Source organism: Microbacterium sp. CFBP 8794 (genome assembly GCF_014841235.1).
Lineage (GTDB): Bacteria > Actinomycetota > Actinomycetes > Actinomycetales > Microbacteriaceae > Microbacterium.
The window spans coordinates 1-17398 of record NZ_JACYTT010000001.1 but is presented as its reverse complement, the minus strand read 5'-3'; the positions used below and the strand labels follow the sequence as shown (position 1 = coordinate 17398).

The following is a 17398-nucleotide window of genomic DNA, read 5'->3' as shown; positions in this document are numbered from 1 at the left end:
GCATGTCCCACTTCGTGCAGCTCCAGCCCGCCGAACTCGCACGTTTCGGGACATGCCCGGCGGGAACGAGGTGGATGCCGCTACTCAGGCCTCCAGCACCGCCCACCCGCGCGGGCCGAGCTCGAGCCGCCCGTCGGCCGGAGTGCCCTCCCCGGCGACCACCGTCCGCCCGTCGGCGACCGGCAGGGTCACCGGCTCGTCGCCGATGTTCAGCGCCACCACCACGGCGTCGTCGCCCACGGCCGTCCGCAGCGCGACGGCGGTGTTCGTCACCTCGATGACGTCGGTGTGGGCGCGCCAGAGCCACGGCTTCCGACGCCGCAGGGCGATGAGCGCCTGGTGCGCTCGCAGGATCCGCACGTCGGCGTCGACCTCGCCCGGATCGGCGGGGAACTCCGGCCGCACCGCGTCGTCGCCCCCGAGGCGTTGCTCTTTCACCCCGGTCCACCCGAACTCGTCGCCGGCGTAGACCGACGGCGTGCCGGCGACGGTGAACAGCACCGCGAGGGCGTGGGGCACGAGGTCGGGGCCCACCGCCGAGGCTATGCGCGTGACGTCGTGGTTGCCGACGAAGGTCTGCGGCACGAAGGTCGCCAGCAGCTCGTCGTGACGCTCGATCGCGTGGCTCAGCTCGAACAGGTTGCGGTCCGAGATCCCGTGCCAGATGCCCTGCCACAACTCGTACTGCGTGAGCGCGTCCATGCTCGAGGCGCGGACGATCTCGGCGGCGTCGCCGTGGATGACCTCGCCGACGACCCACACCTCCGGGAACCGCTCACGCACGCGGGGGAGCACCCGGGACCAGAACTCCGGGGGTACCGCGTAGGCGGCATCCAATCGCCAGCCGTCGATGCCCCGCTCCAGCCAATGGCACATGACCTCCACGACGAGGTCGGCCACGGCCTCCAAGGAGTGGTCCAGCGCCACGAGTGCGTCGTGCCCCTCGAAGACGTCGGCCTCGACCCGGCCGTCGACGCGACGGGCGCGGAACAGCCCCGGGTCGTCGCCGCCGTCGGCGAAGGCGCGGAACGCCGGGTGCCCGCGGCCGACGTGATTGAAGACGCCGTCGAGCAGGATCCGGATGCCGCGCTCCCGCGCCGCCGACACGAGACGGTCGAAGTCCTCGTCGTCGCCGAGGCGGGGGTCGATGCGGAAGTGATCGACGGTGTCGTAGCCGTGCGTCTCCGACGCGAACACCGGGCCGAGCAGCAGGCCGTTCAGCCCCAGCTCGATGACGTGGTCGAGCCACGGCTCGAAGCGGTCGAGGCGGTGTGCGGGTTCGGCATCCGGGTCGACGTCGTCGCGGATGGGAGCGCCGACGAATCCCAGCGGGTAGACGTGCCACCAGAAGACGTGCTCGGGCCACGCGGGCATCCGGTTTCCTCTCGATCGGGGATGAGACGGTCCCGACGCTATCCGCAGCGTCGGATCCGGCGAGGGGGCTTGCCGCCGCCCGACCTCTCGTCGTGCGGTGGGCATCGGCTTCGGATGCCGCGCCCGACCGGGTGCTTCCGCGTCAGCGCGACTGGTCGACGGCGCCCACCCGAGCCCACAGCGCGGCGGCCTGGGTGCGGCTCTCGACTCCGAGCTTGGCGAGCACCCGCCCCACGTGGGTCTTGACGGTCGGAAGCGACAGGTACAGCTCGGCCGAGATGTCGGCGTTCGACGCCCCGCGCGCCACGGCAGCGGCGACCTCCCGTTCACGCGGCGTCAGCGAGGAGAGCACACGACGCTCGGCGTCGGTGGGAAGGCGCGTGTGGTCGGCGGCCAGCCGGATGACCTGATCGAGGACCCCGGGAGCGAGGACCGAGCGCCCCGCCGCGGCCGCCCGCACCGCGGCCACGAGCTCGGCGGGCGGGGCGTCCTTCAGCAGGAACCCGCGCGCTCCCGCGCGCAGCGCCCGCACCACGTCCTCGTCGGCATCGAACGTGGTCAGCACGATGATCGCGCGGGACGGGTCCGCCGCCACCTCGCGGGCCGTCGCGGTGAGGCCGTCGCAGCGAGGCATGCGGATGTCCATCAGCACCATGTCGGGGCTGTGCCGGGCGATGACCGCCTCGGCGTCGAAGCCGTCGGACGCTTCGCCGACGACGCGGATGCCGCGATCCGTGCCCAGGACCAGTCTCAGCCCCGCACGGATCTGCGGGTCGTCGTCGACGACGACGAGGGTGACCTCGTCGTCGCCCGTCATGCCACGCTCCACGGCAGGATGACGTGCACGCGATGCTCGCTCGGTCCCGAGGTCACCACGGCGGTTCCACCGACGGCGTGCGCCCGCTCCTCGATGCCCACGAGTCCGAAGCCCCGCGGCCCCGAGGTCCCCTCCGATACGGGATTGGCGACGTCGATCTCGAGCCGAGCGCCGGGAACCCCGGTCAGGCGCAGCGCGACAGGTGCGGCCGGTGCGTGGCGCCGGGCGTTGGTGAGGCACTCCTGCACGATGCGATAGGCGTGTCGACTGACCACCGGCGCCAGGGTGGTGACATCGACCTCGATCTCGGCACGCACGTCGGGCTCGGCGGCGAGGAGTGCGTCGAGCCCGGCCAGGCTCGGCTGGGGGCGATCCGTGTCTGCGGCCTCGGGATCGCGGACGACGGCCAGGATGTCGCGCAGCTCACCGAGTGCGCCGCGCGCGTTGTCGTGCACGGTCTCGACCGCCGCCGCCCGCTCAGCGTCGTCGAGATCGCTGCGGTACCGCAGGGCGCTGGCGTGCAGGGCCGTGAGCGACAGGCGATGGGCGAGTACGTCGTGCATCTCGCGTGCGATCCTCGTGCGCTCGTGGTCGCGCGCGGCGGCCTCGCGCAGGCGCTGATCATCCTCGACGAGTCGAGCCCGTTCGTGCAGCGACGCCATCAGGGCGCGCCGTGCACCGATGGAGACACCCGCCGATACCGTCGCCGCCAGCACGGCGAGCAGAACGACGAGGGTCACGGCGAGGTCACCGGCGGGCGTGGGCCTGCCCACCAGATCGAAGCCGCTCAGACCGACCCATGCGTTCGAGACGACCGAGACCGTCAGCACGACGGCGATCCGGCCGGCGCGTCGTCGCGTCGCCAGAGAGGCCAGGACGAGGAGTGCGGCGGGCGCGGCGAGGCTCGACACGGCCGAGCTGCAGGCCAGCACCGCGGCGATGACGAACGGAGCCCGGCGGCGGAACGGGACCAGGACGAGCGCGAGCACCCCGACCGCGAGGTCGAGCAGCAGCAGTCCGGCGAAGCGGAGCGAGGTGTCGTCGGCGCCCAGCTCGACGCTGAAGCCGAAATTGAGGATGAGGAACACGACGCCCGCGAGTGCCGCAGCCGCGAGGCGCCATACCTCCCCCCAGAAGCGGCCGGGGGATGACGTCGGGGGAGAGATCGGGGTGGAGGTCATGTGGGCGAGCCTAGGAAGCAGGCCGTCGCCCGCCCATCGTCCGAAGGTCGCACCTTCACGCCCGCGCGCGATCGGCGGGCAGGGCGAAGGCGTCGAGGTCGAGGGCGTGCGCGCGGGCCGTCTCCACGGCCGCGGCCACGGCCCCGATCGACACTATGTCCGCCCCGAGGGTCGAGGCGACGATGCGCGGGGCCGGCAGGTGCAGCGACGCGGGCAGGGCGCCGATGGCCGCGTCGATGATGGGTCCGGCTCCGGCGGCGATCGCGCCCGAGACCACCACGCGCTCCACGTCGAACAGGCTGCCGAACACCGCCGCGACCCCGGCGAGCGCCGGGCCCACCGCCCGGGCGACGCCGAGGGCCCCCGCGTCGCCGGCGGCGGCGAGGTCGAGCACGGTCTTGGCGTCGAGGGTGTCGGGGTCGATGTCGCGCAGCGCGCTGTCGAGGGGGAGGGATCCCGAGGCCAGGGCCTCGCGCGCCGCGTCGACGCACCGCGGTGCGAGGCCCCAGGCGCTGCCGACCCCGTCCACGCGATCGAACGCCACGGTCTCGCCCGCTCCGCCGTGCGCGCCGCGCAGCAGGCGTCCGTCGACGCTGATGCCGGCGCCGAAACGCTCGCCGGCGAGCAGGGCGACGAAGTCGTCGCTGCCGACTGCGGCTCCGTGCGTGCGCTCGGCGACGGCGGCCAGGGTGGCGTCGTTCTCGACGCGCACCACGGGTGCCCACGCGGCGAAGCTGTCGATGAAGTCGGGGTTCATGCGCGCCCAGAAGCCGTCGTGGTGCACGGGCGAGCGCCCCGAGCGGGCGACGGGGGCGGGCACTCCGACGCACAGGCCGATGATCTCGGTGCGCGCGCGTCGTGCGCGGGTGAGGGCGGCGTCCACCGTCGCCTCGGCCGCGCGCCGGCGTCGCTCGGGCGAATCGAGCTCGGGGTCGACGGTCAGCCGCGAGGTGGCGAGTGCTCGTCCGCGCAGGTCGGCCACGGTGGCGGTGAGGTGGCCCCGGCCGGCGTCGACGCCGACGACCAGGCCCGCGCCGGGGTCGAAGGCGAAGCGTCGGGCCGGTCGGCCCTTGGAGTACTCGCCCACCGCTCGGGCGTTCGGCATCTCGGTGAGCAGGCCGCGGGCGGTCAGCTCGTCGAGCACGTCGATGGCGGTGGAGCGCGTCACGCCCACGGCCTGAATGACGTCGCTCGCGGTGAAGGCGTCGGCGTCCCAGACGTAGCCCAGGACCGCATCGAGGTTGTGGCGACGCAGCGACGGCGTCGTCGTGATGGCATCCATCGACACTCTTGACCCCCTTTCGTTCTCCTGCAATACTGCCTGCACGACATTGATTTGACGAGTAGATTTACTCGACGGGACAACATATTCGCAGTGCAGCGAAGGAGGAACACGTGTCGACGAAGACCAGAGCGGGCCGACGATGGGTCGCCGCGGCGACGGTGGGGGTGCTCGGGATGGCGATGCTGGCCGGCTGCTCCTCCGACGGCCGCGAGACCATTCGATTCACCTTCAGCAAGCGCGAGGCGCTGTCGTTCATGAACGACGTGGTCGCCGAGTACAACGCCTCGCAGGATCGCGTGCGCGTCGAGATGGACAGCTCCGGCGTCGACGTCGTGTCGGCGAGCTTCGTGCGCGGCAATCCGCCCGACATCATGCTGGCCAACTACAACTACGAGGTCGCCCGGTTCGTGCAGCGCTGTGCGCTGAGCGATCTCAGCGGCACCGAGGCGGCGGGCACCGTGCGTGAGGATCTGCAGCCGCTCCTCGACCAGTACGGTTCCTGCGCGGGGCGCACCAGCGCGCTCCCGTACTCGGTGATGGCGGCATCCGTCATCTACAACACGCAGATGTTCGAGCAGCTGGGTCTGTCGGTCCCCACCACCTACGACGAGCTCCTCGCCGTCGCCGACACCCTGAAAGCCAACGGCATCACGCCGTTCTACGGCACCTTCAAAGACGACTGGACCGTGGCGCAGGGCTGGTACGACTACTCCGTCGGCGGCTCGCTCGACGTCCTCGACTTCTTCGACGGCCTCGCCGCGGAGGGCGCCGAGGTGGGACCCGAGTCGCAGGTCTCGTTCGCCAAGGACTTCACCGAGCCGATGGATCGCATGCTCGAGCTCGCGCGGGACTACACGAACCCGGATGCCGAGAGTCGGGCCTACGGCGACGGCAACCTCGCGTTCGCCCAGGGTGAGGCCGCGATGTATCTGCAGGGCCCCTGGGCACTCGGCGAGATCGCGAAGACCGCGCCCGACCTGGCGGTCGGCACGTTCCCGCTGCCGATGACCGACGACCCCGACGACCTCGCCGTCCGCGTCAACATGGATCTCGCGGCGATCATCCCCGAGGCCTCCCGGCACCAGGATGCCGCACGCGACTTCCTCGAGTACCTGTACCAGCCCGAGATCATCGAGGCCTACAACGAGTCGCAGCTCGGCTTCGCGCCGACGAAGGACGCTCCGTCGCCGAGCGACCCTCGCGTCGCCGGGATGATCCCGTACTACGACGAGGGCCGCATCTACCAGGGCGCCTCGGTGCTCGTGCCCAAGACCATCCCCACCTTCAACTACGCCCAGGCGATGATCTTCGGCGCCTCGCCCGAGGCCACGCTTCGCACCATGGACGAGGACTGGTCGCGCCTCGCGTTCCGTCAGCCGCCCGCGTCCACGACCGACGCAGCCGTCGAGGAGGACGCGCGATGACCACCACCACCACGATCGTGACGGGCGGGAAGGCGACCGCTCGGCGCAGCAGTCGCCGCGTCGAACCGATCTACTACCTGTTCCTGCTGCCGACCCTCGTGCTGTTCACCCTCGCCATCACGGTGCCGGGCATCATCGGCATCTTCTTCAGCTTCACCGACTCGATCGGCCTCGGCGAGTGGAACTTCACCGGGCTGACGAACTACATCGCGATCTTCAGCGACCCGGCCATCCTGCAGAGCTACCTGTTCACCTTCGGTTTCTCGGTCGCGACGGTGATCGTCGTCAACATCGCGGCGTTCCTGCTGGCCGTGGGACTGACCTCGCAGATCCGCTTCAAGAAGGCGCTGCGCACGGTCTTCGTCATCCCGATGGTGATCTCGGGCATCATCATCGCCTACGTCTTCAACTTCCTCTTCAGCAACTCGGTGCCCGAGGCCGGAGCCTCGCTCGGCATCCCGTGGCTCGAGACCTCGCTCCTCGCGAACCCCGACCTCGCGTGGGTCGCGATCGTCATCGTCACCGCGTGGCAGGCGATCCCCGGAACGCTGCTGATCTACATCGCGGGGCTGCTGTCCGTGCCCGGTGACGTCTACGAGGCCGCGGGCCTCGACGGGGCGAGCAAGACCCAGCAGCTGCTGCGCATCACGCTCCCGCTGGTGGCGGGGTACGTCGTCATCAACATCATCCTGGGCTTCAAAGGCTTCCTGAACGCCTACGACATCATCGTCGGCCTCACCGGCGGCGGTCCCGGCACCGCGACCCGCAGCGTCGCGATGTCGATCATCCTCGGCTTCAACGGCGGGGACTACGCGTACCAGATGGCGAACGCGGCGCTCTTCTTCGTCGTGGCCATCGTCATCTCGCTCCTGCAGCTCTCGCTGACCCGGGGAAGGAACACCCTCTCATGACCGCTCTCAACCAGCCGGCGCTCGCGTTCGAGCAGGCCGAACTCGCCGTCCCCGCCGACCAGCCTCAGAAGCGCCGCATCCGTCGCGTCGGGATGGAGCGCATCAACTGGTCGACGACGACCATCCTGGTGCTCTGCTCCCTCACCGTCCTGCTGCCGCTGTACGTCACCGTCTCGATGGCGCTGAAGAGCGGCACGCAGATCGTCGACGGCAACGCGTTCTCGTTCCCCTCGCCGATCAGCTTCGACGGCTTCGTGCAGGCGTGGACGCTGACGAAGTTCCCCGTGGGCCTCGCGATCTCGCTCCTCGTCACGGCCGGCACGGTGGTGGCGACCATCGTCCTCGCGGCCTTCGCCTCGTACGCGATCGCCCGCAACTGGGAGCGCAAGCTCTTCCGCTACTCGTTCTTCTACCTGCTCGCGGCGATGTTCATCCCGTTCCCGGTCGTCGCCCTGCCGCAGATCCAGCTCACCGGCCGGGTGGGCCTCGACAACCCGTTCGGCGTGATCATCCTCGCCACGATGTTCCAACTGAGCTTCAGCGTGCTGCTGTTCACCGCGTTCCTGCGTTCCATCCCGCTCGAACTCGAAGAGAGCGCGCGGATCGATGGCGCGACGACCTGGCAGACCTTCTGGCAGCTCATCTTCCCGCTGCTGGCTCCCATGAGCGCCACGGTCGGCATCTTCGCCTTCCTCTACGCGTGGAACGACTTCATGATGCCCTCGCTCATCATCAGCGACCCGACGCTGCAGACCCTTCCGGTGCGGCAGAACCTCTTCCAGACGCAGTTCAGCAACAACTACAACGTCGCCTTCGCGTCCTACCTCATGGCCATGGCCCCCGCGATCGTCGCCTATCTCTTCACCCAGCGCTGGGTGATGGCGGGCGTGACCCAGGGCGCCGTCAAGGGCTGACACCCTCCCCCTCCCCTCCCCTCGAAAGGAACCCTCCCCGTGACGACCGCATCCCCCTCCGCCCGTACCCGCGAGCTGTCCGACGCCCCCGACTGGTGGCGTCAGGCGGTGGTGTACCAGGTGTACCCCCGCAGCTTCGCCGACAGCGACGGCGACGGCCTCGGCGACATCCGCGGCATCACCTCGCGCGTGCCGTACCTCGCCGAGCTGGGGGTGGATGCCGTCTGGCTGAGCCCCTTCTACCCCTCCGACCTCGCCGACGGCGGGTACGACGTCGCCGACTACCGCGACGTCGACCCGCGGCTGGGCACCCTGGCCGACATGGACGAGCTCATCGCGCAGCTGCACGCCCACGGCATCCGGGTGGTCGTCGACATCGTCCCCAACCACACCTCCGACAAGCACGTCTGGTTCCAGGAGGCGCTGGCGGCGGGCCGGGGCTCGGCGGCGCGCGAGCGCTACGTCTTCCGCGAGGGGTCGGGCGTCGACGGCGCCGAGCCGCCCACCGACTGGGTGTCGCTCTTCGGCGGGTCGGCGTGGGAGCGGGTCGCCGACGGGCAGTGGTACCTGCACAACTTCGACGTCTCGCAGCCCGACCTGAACTGGGCGAACCCCGAGGTGCGCGCCGACTTCGTCACGACGCTGCGCTTCTGGAGCGACCGCGGGGTCGACGGGTTCCGCATCGATGTGGCGCACATGCTCACGAAGGACCTCAGCGAGCCCCTGCGCTCGCGCGCCGAGCTCGAGGCCCTGCCGCACGACGGCACCCACCCGATGATCGACCGCGACGACGTGCACGAGGTCTACGCCGAGTGGCGCGCGGTCTTCAACTCCTACGACCCGCCGCGCACCGCCGTCGCCGAGGCATGGGTGCACCCCTCGCGCGTGCCGCTGTACGCCAGCGCCGACAGCCTCGGCCAGGCGTTCAACTTCGACCTTCTCGAGGCCGACTTCGACCCCGCGCAGTTCCGGCGCATCGTCGCCGACAACCTCGCGCTGGCCGCGGAGTCGGGCTCGTCGACCACGTGGGTGCTGTCGAACCACGACGTCGTCCGCCACGCCACGCGGTACGGACTCCCCGACGCCGAGCGCGCCGCCGACGGGCGTCCGACCCTCAAGCACGGCAACGAGTGGTTGCTCTCCGGCGGGCAGTCGCCGGCTCTCGACTCGCGCCGCGGGGAGCGCCGCGCCCGCGCCGCCGCAGCCTTCGTGCTGGGCCTTCCCGGCTCGGCGTACCTGTACCAGGGCGAGGAGCTGGGCTTGCACGAGGTCGCCGAGATCCCCGACGCCGACCGTCAGGACCCGACGTTCTTCCGCAGTCCCGGCGTCGATCAGGGCCGTGACGGATGCCGCGTGCCCCTGCCCTGGACCGAGCACGGCCCGGCGTTCGGCTTCGGTTCGGCGGGCGCCCACCTTCCGCAGCCGGAGTGGTTCGGCACGTACGCGGTCGACCTGCAGGACGGCGACCCGGCCTCGACGCTGTCGCTCTACCGCCGCGCGCTCGACCTGCGGCACGAGCTGCAGACCGACGAGCAGATGGAGTGGATCGAGACGGGTCGCGACGACGTGGTGGCGTTCGTCCGCCCGAACGGCTGGACGGTGGTCACGAACTTCGGCACCGAGCCCGCGGCGCTGCCCGCGGGCGAGGTGCTGCTCGCCAGCGTCGCGCTCGACGGCGACACGCTGCCCGGCGAGACCACGGTCTGGCTCCGCGGCGCCTGACCCGCCCCGAAAGCCCCGGCGTCCGCGCCGGGGCTTTCCCGCGCCCTCCGCCCCGCCCCGGCCGCACGCCCGTCGTCCGCCCGTCGCCCCGCGTCGGCGAAACACCCGTTGAGTGTCCAGAACACGCCGTCACGCCCCGCCCGAGGGCGGCGTGTCGCGGACACTCAACGCCGTCACGCCCCGGCTCAGCGCACGCGCACCCAGCCGTCGCCGCGGCGCTCGATCGCCCCGGCCGTGGCGAAGGCGTCGAGCCATCCCCCCATCGGCCACGCTCCCCACCGCTCGAAGAACGTGCCCCCGTTGCGCAGGATGTCGTCAAGGTGCTGCCACGGGGGAGAAGAGACCGGATGCCACTGGTGGTACGCGTCCGCCCCGCCGACCCACTGCATCTCGACGCCCGCAGCGCGAGCCGACCAGGCGAGGTCGGTGTCTTCGGCCCCGTACCCCTCGTACCCGGGGTGGAAGGCGCCGATGCGGTCCCACGTCGCCGGGGTCACGGCGAACGACAGCGACCAGAACAGGTCGTACTCCCCGTCGGTGGCCCGCCGCGTCTCGCCGGGTCCGAGCGCCGGGCGGGCGCGGTGCGGGCGGGTGAGAAAGGGCAGGTCGTCGAGGTTCTCCGGCCGTTGCACGCTCGACAGGTAGGTCACCGCTCCGCAGAGCACCGCGTCGGGGTGCGCGCGGGTGGCGGCGCGATAGGCGGGCAGCAGGTCGGGCCCGGGCAGGCAGTCCACGTCGAGAAACACCAGCAGCTCGGCGCCGGCGGCGATCGCCGCGTCCGCCGCGCGGTTCCGCCCCACGCCCACCCGCAGTCCCTGCGGCCCCGGGGGCACGAGCACGGTGAGCGTCCCCGCCTCCGCGACACCGTCCGGTGGCGTCTCGTCCAGCCACGCCTCGACGCGCACGATGTCGTCGGCGAGCTCGGCGATCACGCGGCGCTGGCGCTCGAGGTGTTCGCGCCGCGCCGCCGAGGCGACCGTGATGAGCGCCGTCCTCACGGCCGCACCGCCTCGAGGGCGGCGGCCATGCGGTGGGCCGCGCCCGCGACCTGCCAGCGCGACCAGTCCGGTTCGGTCGAGGCGGCCCGCTCGACCAGATCGACCAGGTCGGAGGCCGAAACGGTGTCGTCCGCCCGCTGCGCGAGGCCCCAGCGGGCGAGGGCGTCGGCGGTCGCACGCTGCTCGTCGAAGGGGCGGTCCTGCGCGATGACGACGGCGCGGGCTCCGGATGCCGCGAGGTCGGCGACGCTGTTCTGGCCCGCGGCGCTCACGACCACCGTGCTGCCGGCCAGCAACGGCCAGGGGTCGTCGACGCGGGAGGCCTCGTCGTGCCCGATCGCGGTGACCCGCCAGCCGCGAGCGGAAAGACGTGCGGTGGCCTCGTCGCGGACCTCCGGCTCGAGCACACGGCCGAGCAGCAGCACTGACCGCTCGGTCGCGGACTCGGGCGGGGTGCGTCCGTCGTAGCGCGAGATGCCCCCGGTCCACACCACGCGGTCGCCGTGCTCGGCGAGGGCGGGGGTGGGCACCGCGCCGTGCGCCCAGGGGGCCACGATGCGATCGGCCAGGGCGTAGGCGAGGGCGTGGGGCGCGTCGGTGCGCGCGCCGGGCTGGGTCACCGCGACGGTGCGGAGCCCCAGGAGTCGCGCGAGGGCCACGACCTCCGCGCTGACGTCGACGACGAAGACGTCGAGATCGAGGTCGACCGCCGCGGAGGCGATCATGGCCAGTCGTGCGCGGTGTCCCGGGTGCCCGTGGGGTGCCCAGTGCAGCTTCCCCCGGGCGGTCGGTTCCGCCTCGCGCGGGTCGAGCACCGTGCCGTCGGCGGCCTCGACCACGTCGGCGTCCGGAGGGAGCACGACCCACTGGGTCTCGGGGGCGAGGCCGACGGGGCGGGCGAGCGACGAGAACGCCACGACGGGGGTCCGCAGGTGCGGGTGCACGGCGAGGAAACGCGCGACGTGGCCGAAGCCGTGGTGGTGGACGTACCAGCCGATCACCGCGACACCGCCGGCACGCGTCGCGCGGCGACGGGCTGAGCGGTGTGGGTGAGCACCCGCTCCACTTCGCGGTAGCGCTTCGTGAGCGAGTGCTGTCGCACGGCCGCCCGGCGGGTCCAGACGCGGGTGAGGGGTTCGCGCGCGCCCTGCGCGGCGAGCTCGGCCGCGGCCTTGCCCAGCGCGACGACGTCGCCGGGCATGACCGTCGCCGATCCGGGCATGCCCGCGAGCACCTCGGAGACCCCGCCGATGTCGAAGGCCGCGACGGGGGTGCCGGTGGCGAGCGCTTCGGCGATGACGAGGCCGAAGGGCTCCTCCCACATGGGCGTGACCAGGGCGACGGCCGACGATCCGACGAGGCGGCAGAGGTCGGGCTGATGCAGCGGGCCCACGTAGCGGGCGTGCACGCCGAGCCGGGGCACGACTTCCTGCTCGAAGTAGTCGACGTCGCCGATCCGGCCGGCGAGCACGATGTGGGCGTTCGCCGAGCGGGCGGCCTCGATGGCCAGGTGCGGTGCCTTCTCGGGCACGACGCGCCCCGACCAGACCCACGACGGTCCGCCGGCGCCGCGCGTCCACTGGTCGGTGTCGATGCCGTTGGGGAAGACGAAGGCGTCGACCCCCTCGACCGACCACGCGCGCGCGGTCGCCTGGCTCACGGCGATGAAACGGTGCGGGCTGTCGCGCACGTCGGCCGCGGCCTCCAGCATGTGTTCCAGGGGCGGCGTGTGCAGGGTCGTGACGACCGGGATGTCCGCCTCGCGGCTCCACCGGATGGGCGCGGGATGCAGGCTGTGGTTGTCCACGACGTCGTACAGGTGGCGGTCGGCGATGAGGCGGTCGCGGGCCGCATCGAAGGCGGTGTCGACGGCCGCCGCGTACCCGGCCGGATACTCGGTGTCGGATGCCGCCTCCGGCCGCGTCCAGGCGGGAGCGGGCAGCGAGAACTCCGGCGTGTCACCGAGGAAGTCCGAGCCCTCGGCCGCGCACAGGGTCACCTCGTGCCCGCGCGCGCGCAGCCAGCGCACGCGGTCCCAGACGCACGCCTCCAGTCCGCCGGCGTGCGGCTGACGCAGGGGGTAGCGCGACGGGGCGACGACGAGCACCCGCAGCGACCGTGCGCCGCGGATCATGCGGCCACCTCCGTGTCGAGTGCGTGGCGGTACACGGCGACGTGCGCGGCACGCACCTCGCTCCGTTCCGCAAGACGTTCGGCCCGTCGCCGGTCCACCTCGGCCGTGCGCGGCGTCGATCCCGGCGTCGACCAGGCCGGAGCCGTGGCCTCCACCATCGCGCGTGCGAGCGAGAGCGGGTCGCCGACGTCGAAGGCGTGGAAGTCGCCGGGATGCTGGGCGGCGATGTGGCCGATGCGGGTGCCGACGACCGGAACGGCGAGGTCGTAGCAGAGCTCCGCCCAGCCCGACTGGGTGCCGTGTCGATACGGCAGCACGCACGCGTCGAGGTCGGCGAGCCACTCGGCGAGGGCGTCGTCGTCGAGACGGGCTCCGCGCTCGACGCTGACACCGTCGGCGTCACGGACGAGGAGGTCGATGGATGCCGCCGCCTCGGCGTCGCGCACCCGCTCGTTCATCCGCACGACGGCTTCGATCCGCGCACCCTCCGCGCGCAGGGCGGCGACGGCGCGGACGAGGGTCGCGGTGGTCCCCACCCCGTCGATGTTGGGGCGGAGATCGCGCAGGTGCACGCCGATGCGGGCGACGTCGTGGACGTGACCGGTGGGGCGTGGTGCGTCGCCGAGCAGCGTGGGGTGAGCGATCACCGTCGTCGGTCGGTGGACGATCCCGCGCACCTCGGCGTCGGCCGTGTCGGTGAGGGTGACGAGCGCGTCGGCGCCCGCGGCGAGGACGGCCAGCGACGCCCGGTGCGCGTCCTGCTCGCTCAGCTGCGGGTTCTCGAGGTCGTGCACGGTGTAGACGAGGGGTCGCCCGATCCGCCGGAGCGTCTCGACCGTCGCGCGCAGTTCGTCCGGGCTGTACGACTCGATGCCGAAGTGCACGTGCACCAGGTCGAAGTCGTCGGCGTGCGCTTCGAGCCACGAGGGCAGCAGCACTTGAGGCGGCCACCACTGGCCGGAGGGGGCTCCCGGCGGCGGCGGGTCCGACAGCAGCGTCACATGATCGTGGTCGGTGATGGCGGCGACGTAGGGGTGGGCCGAGGGGACGGCCGCGACCCGGACCGGGGGGACGGTGGTGACGACGATCTCGTGTTCTCCTCGTGATTGCGTGCGTGACGGTGCGCGTACCGCATCGCCAGGCACATCGCAATGCAACGGGGCGGTTGGGACGACGATGACACCGACGGATACGTTCACATCATGGGTGGTGAGAGGGCGCGGCTGGGAAGCCTTGCGGACCACGGCGACGCGGTGATAGCGCGCCGTCGGCACTACGCCGAGTTCTTCGGCGAGAAGGCCCCGGCCGACGGTTTCGGCCTGGTCGTGGGCAATTGCCAGGCGGAGTCGCTGAGGTTGGTGATCTCGTCCGAGGCGCTTCCCGCCGTGCGCGTCCCCGCGGTGCACGAGCTCACCGCCGACGATGCCCGGCGCCTGCACGCCCTCCTCGCCGATGCCGCCTTCCTGGTCGCGCAGCCGATCCGCGACGACTACCGCGGCCTTCCGCTGGGCACCGCCCAGTTGCGCGCCGCTCTTCCCGCCGCAGCCCGCACCGTCACGGTCCCGGCCGTGCGCTTCGCCGGACTGCACCCGTTCCAGGCTGTTCTGCGCCTCCCCGACTTCCCCGAAGACCCGCCGCTCGTCGCGTACCACGACGTCCGGATCGTCGCCGAGGCGTTGGGTGCTCCGGTCGCGTCGAGCGTGCCGGCCGCCACGGTCCGCGCGATCGCCGACGCCTCGATCGCGGAACTGCGGCGCCGCGAGGCCCGGGGGCTCGACGTCGCGGCATCCGATCTCTTCGCTCCGGTGGTCGACGACCTCGCCCGCACGGTGAATCATCCCGGGAACGCGCTCTTCCTCCCCCTGGGGGAGCGCATCGTCGCCGCCCTCGGGGCGCCCGGCCGGGTGGTCGACCCGGGCCGCCCGATCCTCGCCGCCGTCCGTGCGCCGCTCGAGAGCTGGGTCGTCGACGCGTGGGATCTCGACACCGCCCCGCGGCCCGATTGGATCGTCGACGGCGAGACGGTGCGGGCCGCCCTCGTGCGCGAGGCGCATCTCGCGTACTACGCCGAGCGCCCCGCGCTGCTCGCCGCCGTCGCGGAACGTCTGGCTCCGCTGCTGCGCACGTGGGCGGAGGCCGCATGACGACGTCGATCCCGGATGCCGCCCTCCCGGTGCTGCTCGCCCACCCGGGGCCGCACGGCGTCGCCGTGTACGCGCGCGAGATGGCCGCCGAGGTCGTGAGCGGCGCCCCCGGGGTGCGGGTTATCACGCCCGACGAGGCGGCTTCCCTTCCCCCGGGCACGCCCGTGCACGCGCACATCACCGACCGGCTCTGGGGGGCTTCGCCCGAGGAGGCGACGCGCACCGTCGAGGCGCTGGCCCGGCGGCATCCGCTGACCGCGACCCTGCACGATGTGCCGCAGGCCTCCGACGGGGAACGCAACCGCCCCCGGCGGCGGGCGTTCTACCGCTCCGTGACCGAGGCGGCGCGCGCCGTCGCCGTCAACAGCGCGCACGAGCGGGAGCTCCTGCGGGAAGAGGGGGTCTGGGACGGTCCGGTGACGGTCGTGCCGCTCCCCGTCGCGAGCGTTCCGCCCTCGGTCTCCGCTCCCTCCGACGACGCGGTCGGCGTCCTCGGCTACTTCTACCCCGGCAAGGGGCACGACGAGGCACTCGCCGCGACCGCCGCCTCGGGCCTGACGCGGTTGAGCGTGCTCGGGCGCGCGTCCGAGGGTCACGCGGCCGACCTCGACGCGTTCATCCGCGCCGCGGCCGCCGCCGGTGTCACCGTCGAGGTGACCGGGTGGCTCGACGACGCCGACATGATCGCGCGAGCGCGGCGGGTCGCGGTCCCGGTGATCGCGCACCGTCACGTGTCGGCGTCGGGGTCTCTCGCCTCGTGGATCGGGTGGGGCCGCCGGCCGGTCGCCGTGCGCAACCGCTACGTCGACGAGATGGCCGCCCTCCGGCCCGGAACGCTCGACGTCGTCGAGCCCGAGCAGCTCGCTTCGGCCGTCGCGGCCGCGCGCGCCGATGCCGGCCGCACCTGGCACGGCGTCGACCCGGTCCCGTTCGGCCGCGCCGATGCCGCGCGGGCCTACCGCCGATGGTGGTCGGACGTGTCGTGGTGAACGCGGACGACGGCGGATGGAACGATCGGATGCCGTGGGTTCCGGGCAACCGGTGGGACCTGGTGTCGCATCGCGAGCCGGATCCGCCGCGGGTCAGCGTGATCGTCACGCACTACGCGCAGCCGCAGGAGTTGGCCCGCACCCTCGCGGCGCTGCAGCAGCAGGACCACCCCGCCGACCGGCTCGAGATCATCGTGGCCGACGACGGCTCGCCCGAGTCGCCCGTCGTCCCCCGCGGCGTTCGGCTCGTCCGCCAGGACGATCGGGGTTTCCGTGCCGCGGCCGCACGCAACCTGGGGGCCGCCGCCGCCACGGGTGAGGTCCTCTGCTTCCTCGACGCCGACACGACGCCCGAGCCCGAGTACATCCGACGGATGTCGCGCCTCCCGGCTCTGCTCCCCGACGCGGTGACCGTCGGACGCCGTCGTCACGCCGATCTGTCCGAGGTGCCCGCCGGCCTCCCGATCGCCGAGGTCGCCCCGCCGCGGGAGCTGGCCGAACCCGAGTGGCTCGTCGAGGCGTATGCGCGCAGCGCGAACCTCCTCCACGCCGACGACCGTTCTTACCGGTATGTCATCAGCGCGGTCGTCGCGTGTTCCCGCGCGTTCTTCGACGAGATCGAGGGATTCGACGAGTCGTTCTCCTCCTATGGCGGTGAGGACTGGGAGTGGGCGCATCGTGCCTGGCAGGCCGGCGGAGTGCTCGCACACATTCCGGATGCCGTGGCCTGGCACGACGGTCCCGACTGGGCCGGACGCGACGACCGCGACCGCGCGGCCGAGGGCAATCGTCAGACGCAGGTCCTCGCCGCGAAGATCCCGGTGCAAGGGTCACGGGGGAGGGGTCTTCTCCCCTCGGTACCCGACCTCCTCGTCCGTCTGCCCGATGCGGTCACCCCGTCGGCGGCCTTCCTCTGCGTCGATTCCTTCCTCGCGTCGTTCCCGCAGGCGTCCGTAGCGGTGGATTCTTCCCTGCGCGAGTACGCATGGACGGCCGATCCCCGCGTGCTCTTCTCCGGCGACGCCTCCACCCCCGACGCGCGGATCACCCTGCACCTGACCCGGGCGGTGGTGATTCTGGATGCCACCACCCTCATCGACGCGGTGGCATCGCTCGATCACGGGGAGATCGGCTCGCTCGACCTGGTCACCGCGGAGGGCGTGCGATTCGGACTCGCGGAGTCGCGTCGGTCGCGTCGGCGCACCCACCGATGGGGAACGTCGGCGGCCTTCCGCCGAGACACCCGGGTGGCTGACGGAGTGCATCCGACGAGGGACGAGCCCCACCTCGAGGCGTGGGTCGGCGGGTGGGGCGGCGTCGACCGCTTCGTCTGATCGGCCCACACCCGCGTGTTTCCGGGGGTGTGGGGGTGCGACACGCCCGGGATGTGGCTGGATTGGCTGAGTCGGGGTGTCGCACGTAGTCTTTTACTTGTTCGCCCCACAGGGGAAAGCGGAGCGGCCGAAAGGCCCCGCAGCCCCTCATGTAGCGAACCACTTCCTGAT

At 72.3% G+C, this 17398-nt stretch carries 15 protein-coding genes; 7 read left to right on the top strand and 8 right to left on the bottom strand.

Annotated elements, in window-relative coordinates:
* Nucleotides 1–84: 84 nt before the first annotated feature.
* The 4 genes from IFU19_RS00075 to IFU19_RS00060 all read right to left on the bottom strand — a co-directional run bounded on the left by IFU19_RS00075 (nucleotide 85) and on the right by IFU19_RS00060 (nucleotide 4654).
* Nucleotides 85–1374 carry an alpha-amylase family glycosyl hydrolase gene (locus IFU19_RS00075; RefSeq protein ID WP_192012586.1) on the bottom strand — a complete coding sequence of 430 codons (1290 nt, stop codon included), beginning with the start codon at nucleotides 1372–1374 and terminating at the stop codon, nucleotides 85–87.
* A 142-nt stretch (nucleotides 1375–1516) separates the two neighbouring features.
* Nucleotides 1517–2191, bottom strand: coding sequence for a response regulator (locus tag IFU19_RS00070; RefSeq protein WP_192012585.1), 675 nt, complete (start codon nucleotides 2189–2191; stop codon nucleotides 1517–1519).
* Nucleotides 2188–3372, bottom strand: a complete 1185-nt coding sequence (locus IFU19_RS00065; protein WP_192012584.1) for a sensor histidine kinase — start codon at nucleotides 3370–3372, stop codon at nucleotides 2188–2190. The genes IFU19_RS00070 and IFU19_RS00065 overlap by 4 nt, the downstream gene beginning before the upstream one ends.
* Nucleotides 3373–3427: 55 nt before the next feature.
* Nucleotides 3428–4654 (bottom strand): ROK family protein, encoded by a 1227-nt coding sequence (locus tag IFU19_RS00060; protein ID WP_192012583.1) that lies wholly within the window; start codon nucleotides 4652–4654, stop codon nucleotides 3428–3430.
* A gap of 176 nt (nucleotides 4655–4830) precedes the next feature.
* On the opposite strand from IFU19_RS00060, the gene IFU19_RS00055 reads away from it, so the two are divergent.
* Genes IFU19_RS00055 through IFU19_RS00040 form a run of 4 tightly spaced genes read left to right on the top strand, consistent with a single transcriptional unit; the run spans nucleotide 4831 to nucleotide 9628 of the window.
* Nucleotides 4831–6081 carry an ABC transporter substrate-binding protein gene (locus IFU19_RS00055; RefSeq protein WP_199858541.1) on the top strand — a complete coding sequence of 417 codons (1251 nt, stop codon included), beginning with the start codon at nucleotides 4831–4833 and terminating at the stop codon, nucleotides 6079–6081.
* Nucleotides 6078–6992 carry a carbohydrate ABC transporter permease gene (locus IFU19_RS00050; RefSeq protein ID WP_055833037.1) on the top strand — a complete coding sequence of 305 codons (915 nt, stop codon included), beginning with the start codon at nucleotides 6078–6080 and terminating at the stop codon, nucleotides 6990–6992. The genes IFU19_RS00055 and IFU19_RS00050 overlap by 4 nt, the downstream gene beginning before the upstream one ends.
* Nucleotides 6989–7906, top strand: a complete 918-nt coding sequence (locus IFU19_RS00045) for an ABC transporter permease subunit (RefSeq protein WP_192012582.1) — start codon at nucleotides 6989–6991, stop codon at nucleotides 7904–7906. Before IFU19_RS00050 ends, IFU19_RS00045 begins: the two co-directional genes overlap by 4 nt.
* A gap of 39 nt (nucleotides 7907–7945) precedes the next feature.
* On the top strand, nucleotides 7946–9628 hold the full coding sequence (locus IFU19_RS00040; protein ID WP_192012581.1) for an alpha-amylase family glycosyl hydrolase: 1683 nt from the start codon (nucleotides 7946–7948) through the stop codon (nucleotides 9626–9628).
* Nucleotides 9629–9813: 185 nt separating this feature from the next.
* Here the strand turns inward: IFU19_RS00040 and IFU19_RS00035 are convergent, their stop codons facing one another.
* Genes IFU19_RS00035 through IFU19_RS00020 form a run of 4 tightly spaced genes read right to left on the bottom strand, consistent with a single transcriptional unit; the run spans nucleotide 9814 to nucleotide 13905 of the window.
* Entirely contained in the window at nucleotides 9814–10626 is an 813-nt protein-coding gene (locus tag IFU19_RS00035; protein WP_192012580.1) for a galactosyltransferase-related protein, read from the bottom strand.
* The gene (locus IFU19_RS00030) at nucleotides 10623–11627 is read right to left on the bottom strand and encodes a hypothetical protein (protein WP_192012579.1); all 1005 of its coding nucleotides are present in this window, start codon (nucleotides 11625–11627) and stop codon (nucleotides 10623–10625) included. The genes IFU19_RS00035 and IFU19_RS00030 overlap by 4 nt, the downstream gene beginning before the upstream one ends.
* On the bottom strand, nucleotides 11624–12760 hold the full coding sequence (locus tag IFU19_RS00025; RefSeq protein WP_192012578.1) for a glycosyltransferase: 1137 nt from the start codon (nucleotides 12758–12760) through the stop codon (nucleotides 11624–11626). The genes IFU19_RS00030 and IFU19_RS00025 overlap by 4 nt, the downstream gene beginning before the upstream one ends.
* Nucleotides 12757–13905, bottom strand: a complete 1149-nt coding sequence (locus tag IFU19_RS00020) for a glycosyltransferase (protein ID WP_192012577.1) — start codon at nucleotides 13903–13905, stop codon at nucleotides 12757–12759. The genes IFU19_RS00025 and IFU19_RS00020 overlap by 4 nt, the downstream gene beginning before the upstream one ends.
* Nucleotides 13906–13962: 57 nt before the next feature.
* Here IFU19_RS00020 and IFU19_RS00015 point away from each other — a divergent pair, with 57 nt between their 5' ends.
* Genes IFU19_RS00015 through IFU19_RS00005 form a run of 3 tightly spaced genes read left to right on the top strand, consistent with a single transcriptional unit; the run spans nucleotide 13963 to nucleotide 17227 of the window.
* Nucleotides 13963–14904: a WcbI family polysaccharide biosynthesis putative acetyltransferase gene (locus IFU19_RS00015; RefSeq protein ID WP_249405295.1), complete on the top strand. Its 942-nt coding sequence runs from the start codon at nucleotides 13963–13965 to the stop codon at nucleotides 14902–14904.
* A complete protein-coding gene (locus tag IFU19_RS00010) occupies nucleotides 14901–15893 on the top strand; it encodes a hypothetical protein (protein ID WP_192012575.1) in 993 nt (330 codons plus the stop codon). The genes IFU19_RS00015 and IFU19_RS00010 overlap by 4 nt, the downstream gene beginning before the upstream one ends.
* Entirely contained in the window at nucleotides 15887–17227 is a 1341-nt protein-coding gene (locus IFU19_RS00005; RefSeq protein WP_342343354.1) for a glycosyltransferase family 2 protein, read from the top strand. The genes IFU19_RS00010 and IFU19_RS00005 overlap by 7 nt, the downstream gene beginning before the upstream one ends.
* Nucleotides 17228–17398: the final 171 nt, after the last annotated feature.

Bases quoted from the DNA above. Each gene is read 5' to 3' on its own strand.
- IFU19_RS00015 (WP_249405295.1), top strand. From the start codon at position 13,963: ATGGGTGGTGAGAGGGCGCGGCTGGGAAGCCTTGCGGACCACGGCGAC.
- IFU19_RS00025 (WP_192012578.1), bottom strand. From the start codon at position 12,760: ATGATCCGCGGCGCACGGTCGCTGCGGGTGCTCGTCGTCGCCCCGTCG.
- IFU19_RS00070 (WP_192012585.1), bottom strand. From the start codon at position 2,191: ATGACGGGCGACGACGAGGTCACCCTCGTCGTCGTCGACGACGACCCG.
- IFU19_RS00010 (WP_192012575.1), top strand. From the start codon at position 14,901: ATGACGACGTCGATCCCGGATGCCGCCCTCCCGGTGCTGCTCGCCCAC.
- IFU19_RS00075 (WP_192012586.1), bottom strand. From the start codon at position 1,374: ATGCCCGCGTGGCCCGAGCACGTCTTCTGGTGGCACGTCTACCCGCTG.
- IFU19_RS00065 (WP_192012584.1), bottom strand. From the start codon at position 3,372: ATGACCTCCACCCCGATCTCTCCCCCGACGTCATCCCCCGGCCGCTTC.
- IFU19_RS00060 (WP_192012583.1), bottom strand. From the start codon at position 4,654: ATGGATGCCATCACGACGACGCCGTCGCTGCGTCGCCACAACCTCGAT.
- IFU19_RS00050 (WP_055833037.1), top strand. From the start codon at position 6,078: ATGACCACCACCACCACGATCGTGACGGGCGGGAAGGCGACCGCTCGG.
- IFU19_RS00045 (WP_192012582.1), top strand. From the start codon at position 6,989: ATGACCGCTCTCAACCAGCCGGCGCTCGCGTTCGAGCAGGCCGAACTC.
- IFU19_RS00055 (WP_199858541.1), top strand. From the start codon at position 4,831: ATGGCGATGCTGGCCGGCTGCTCCTCCGACGGCCGCGAGACCATTCGA.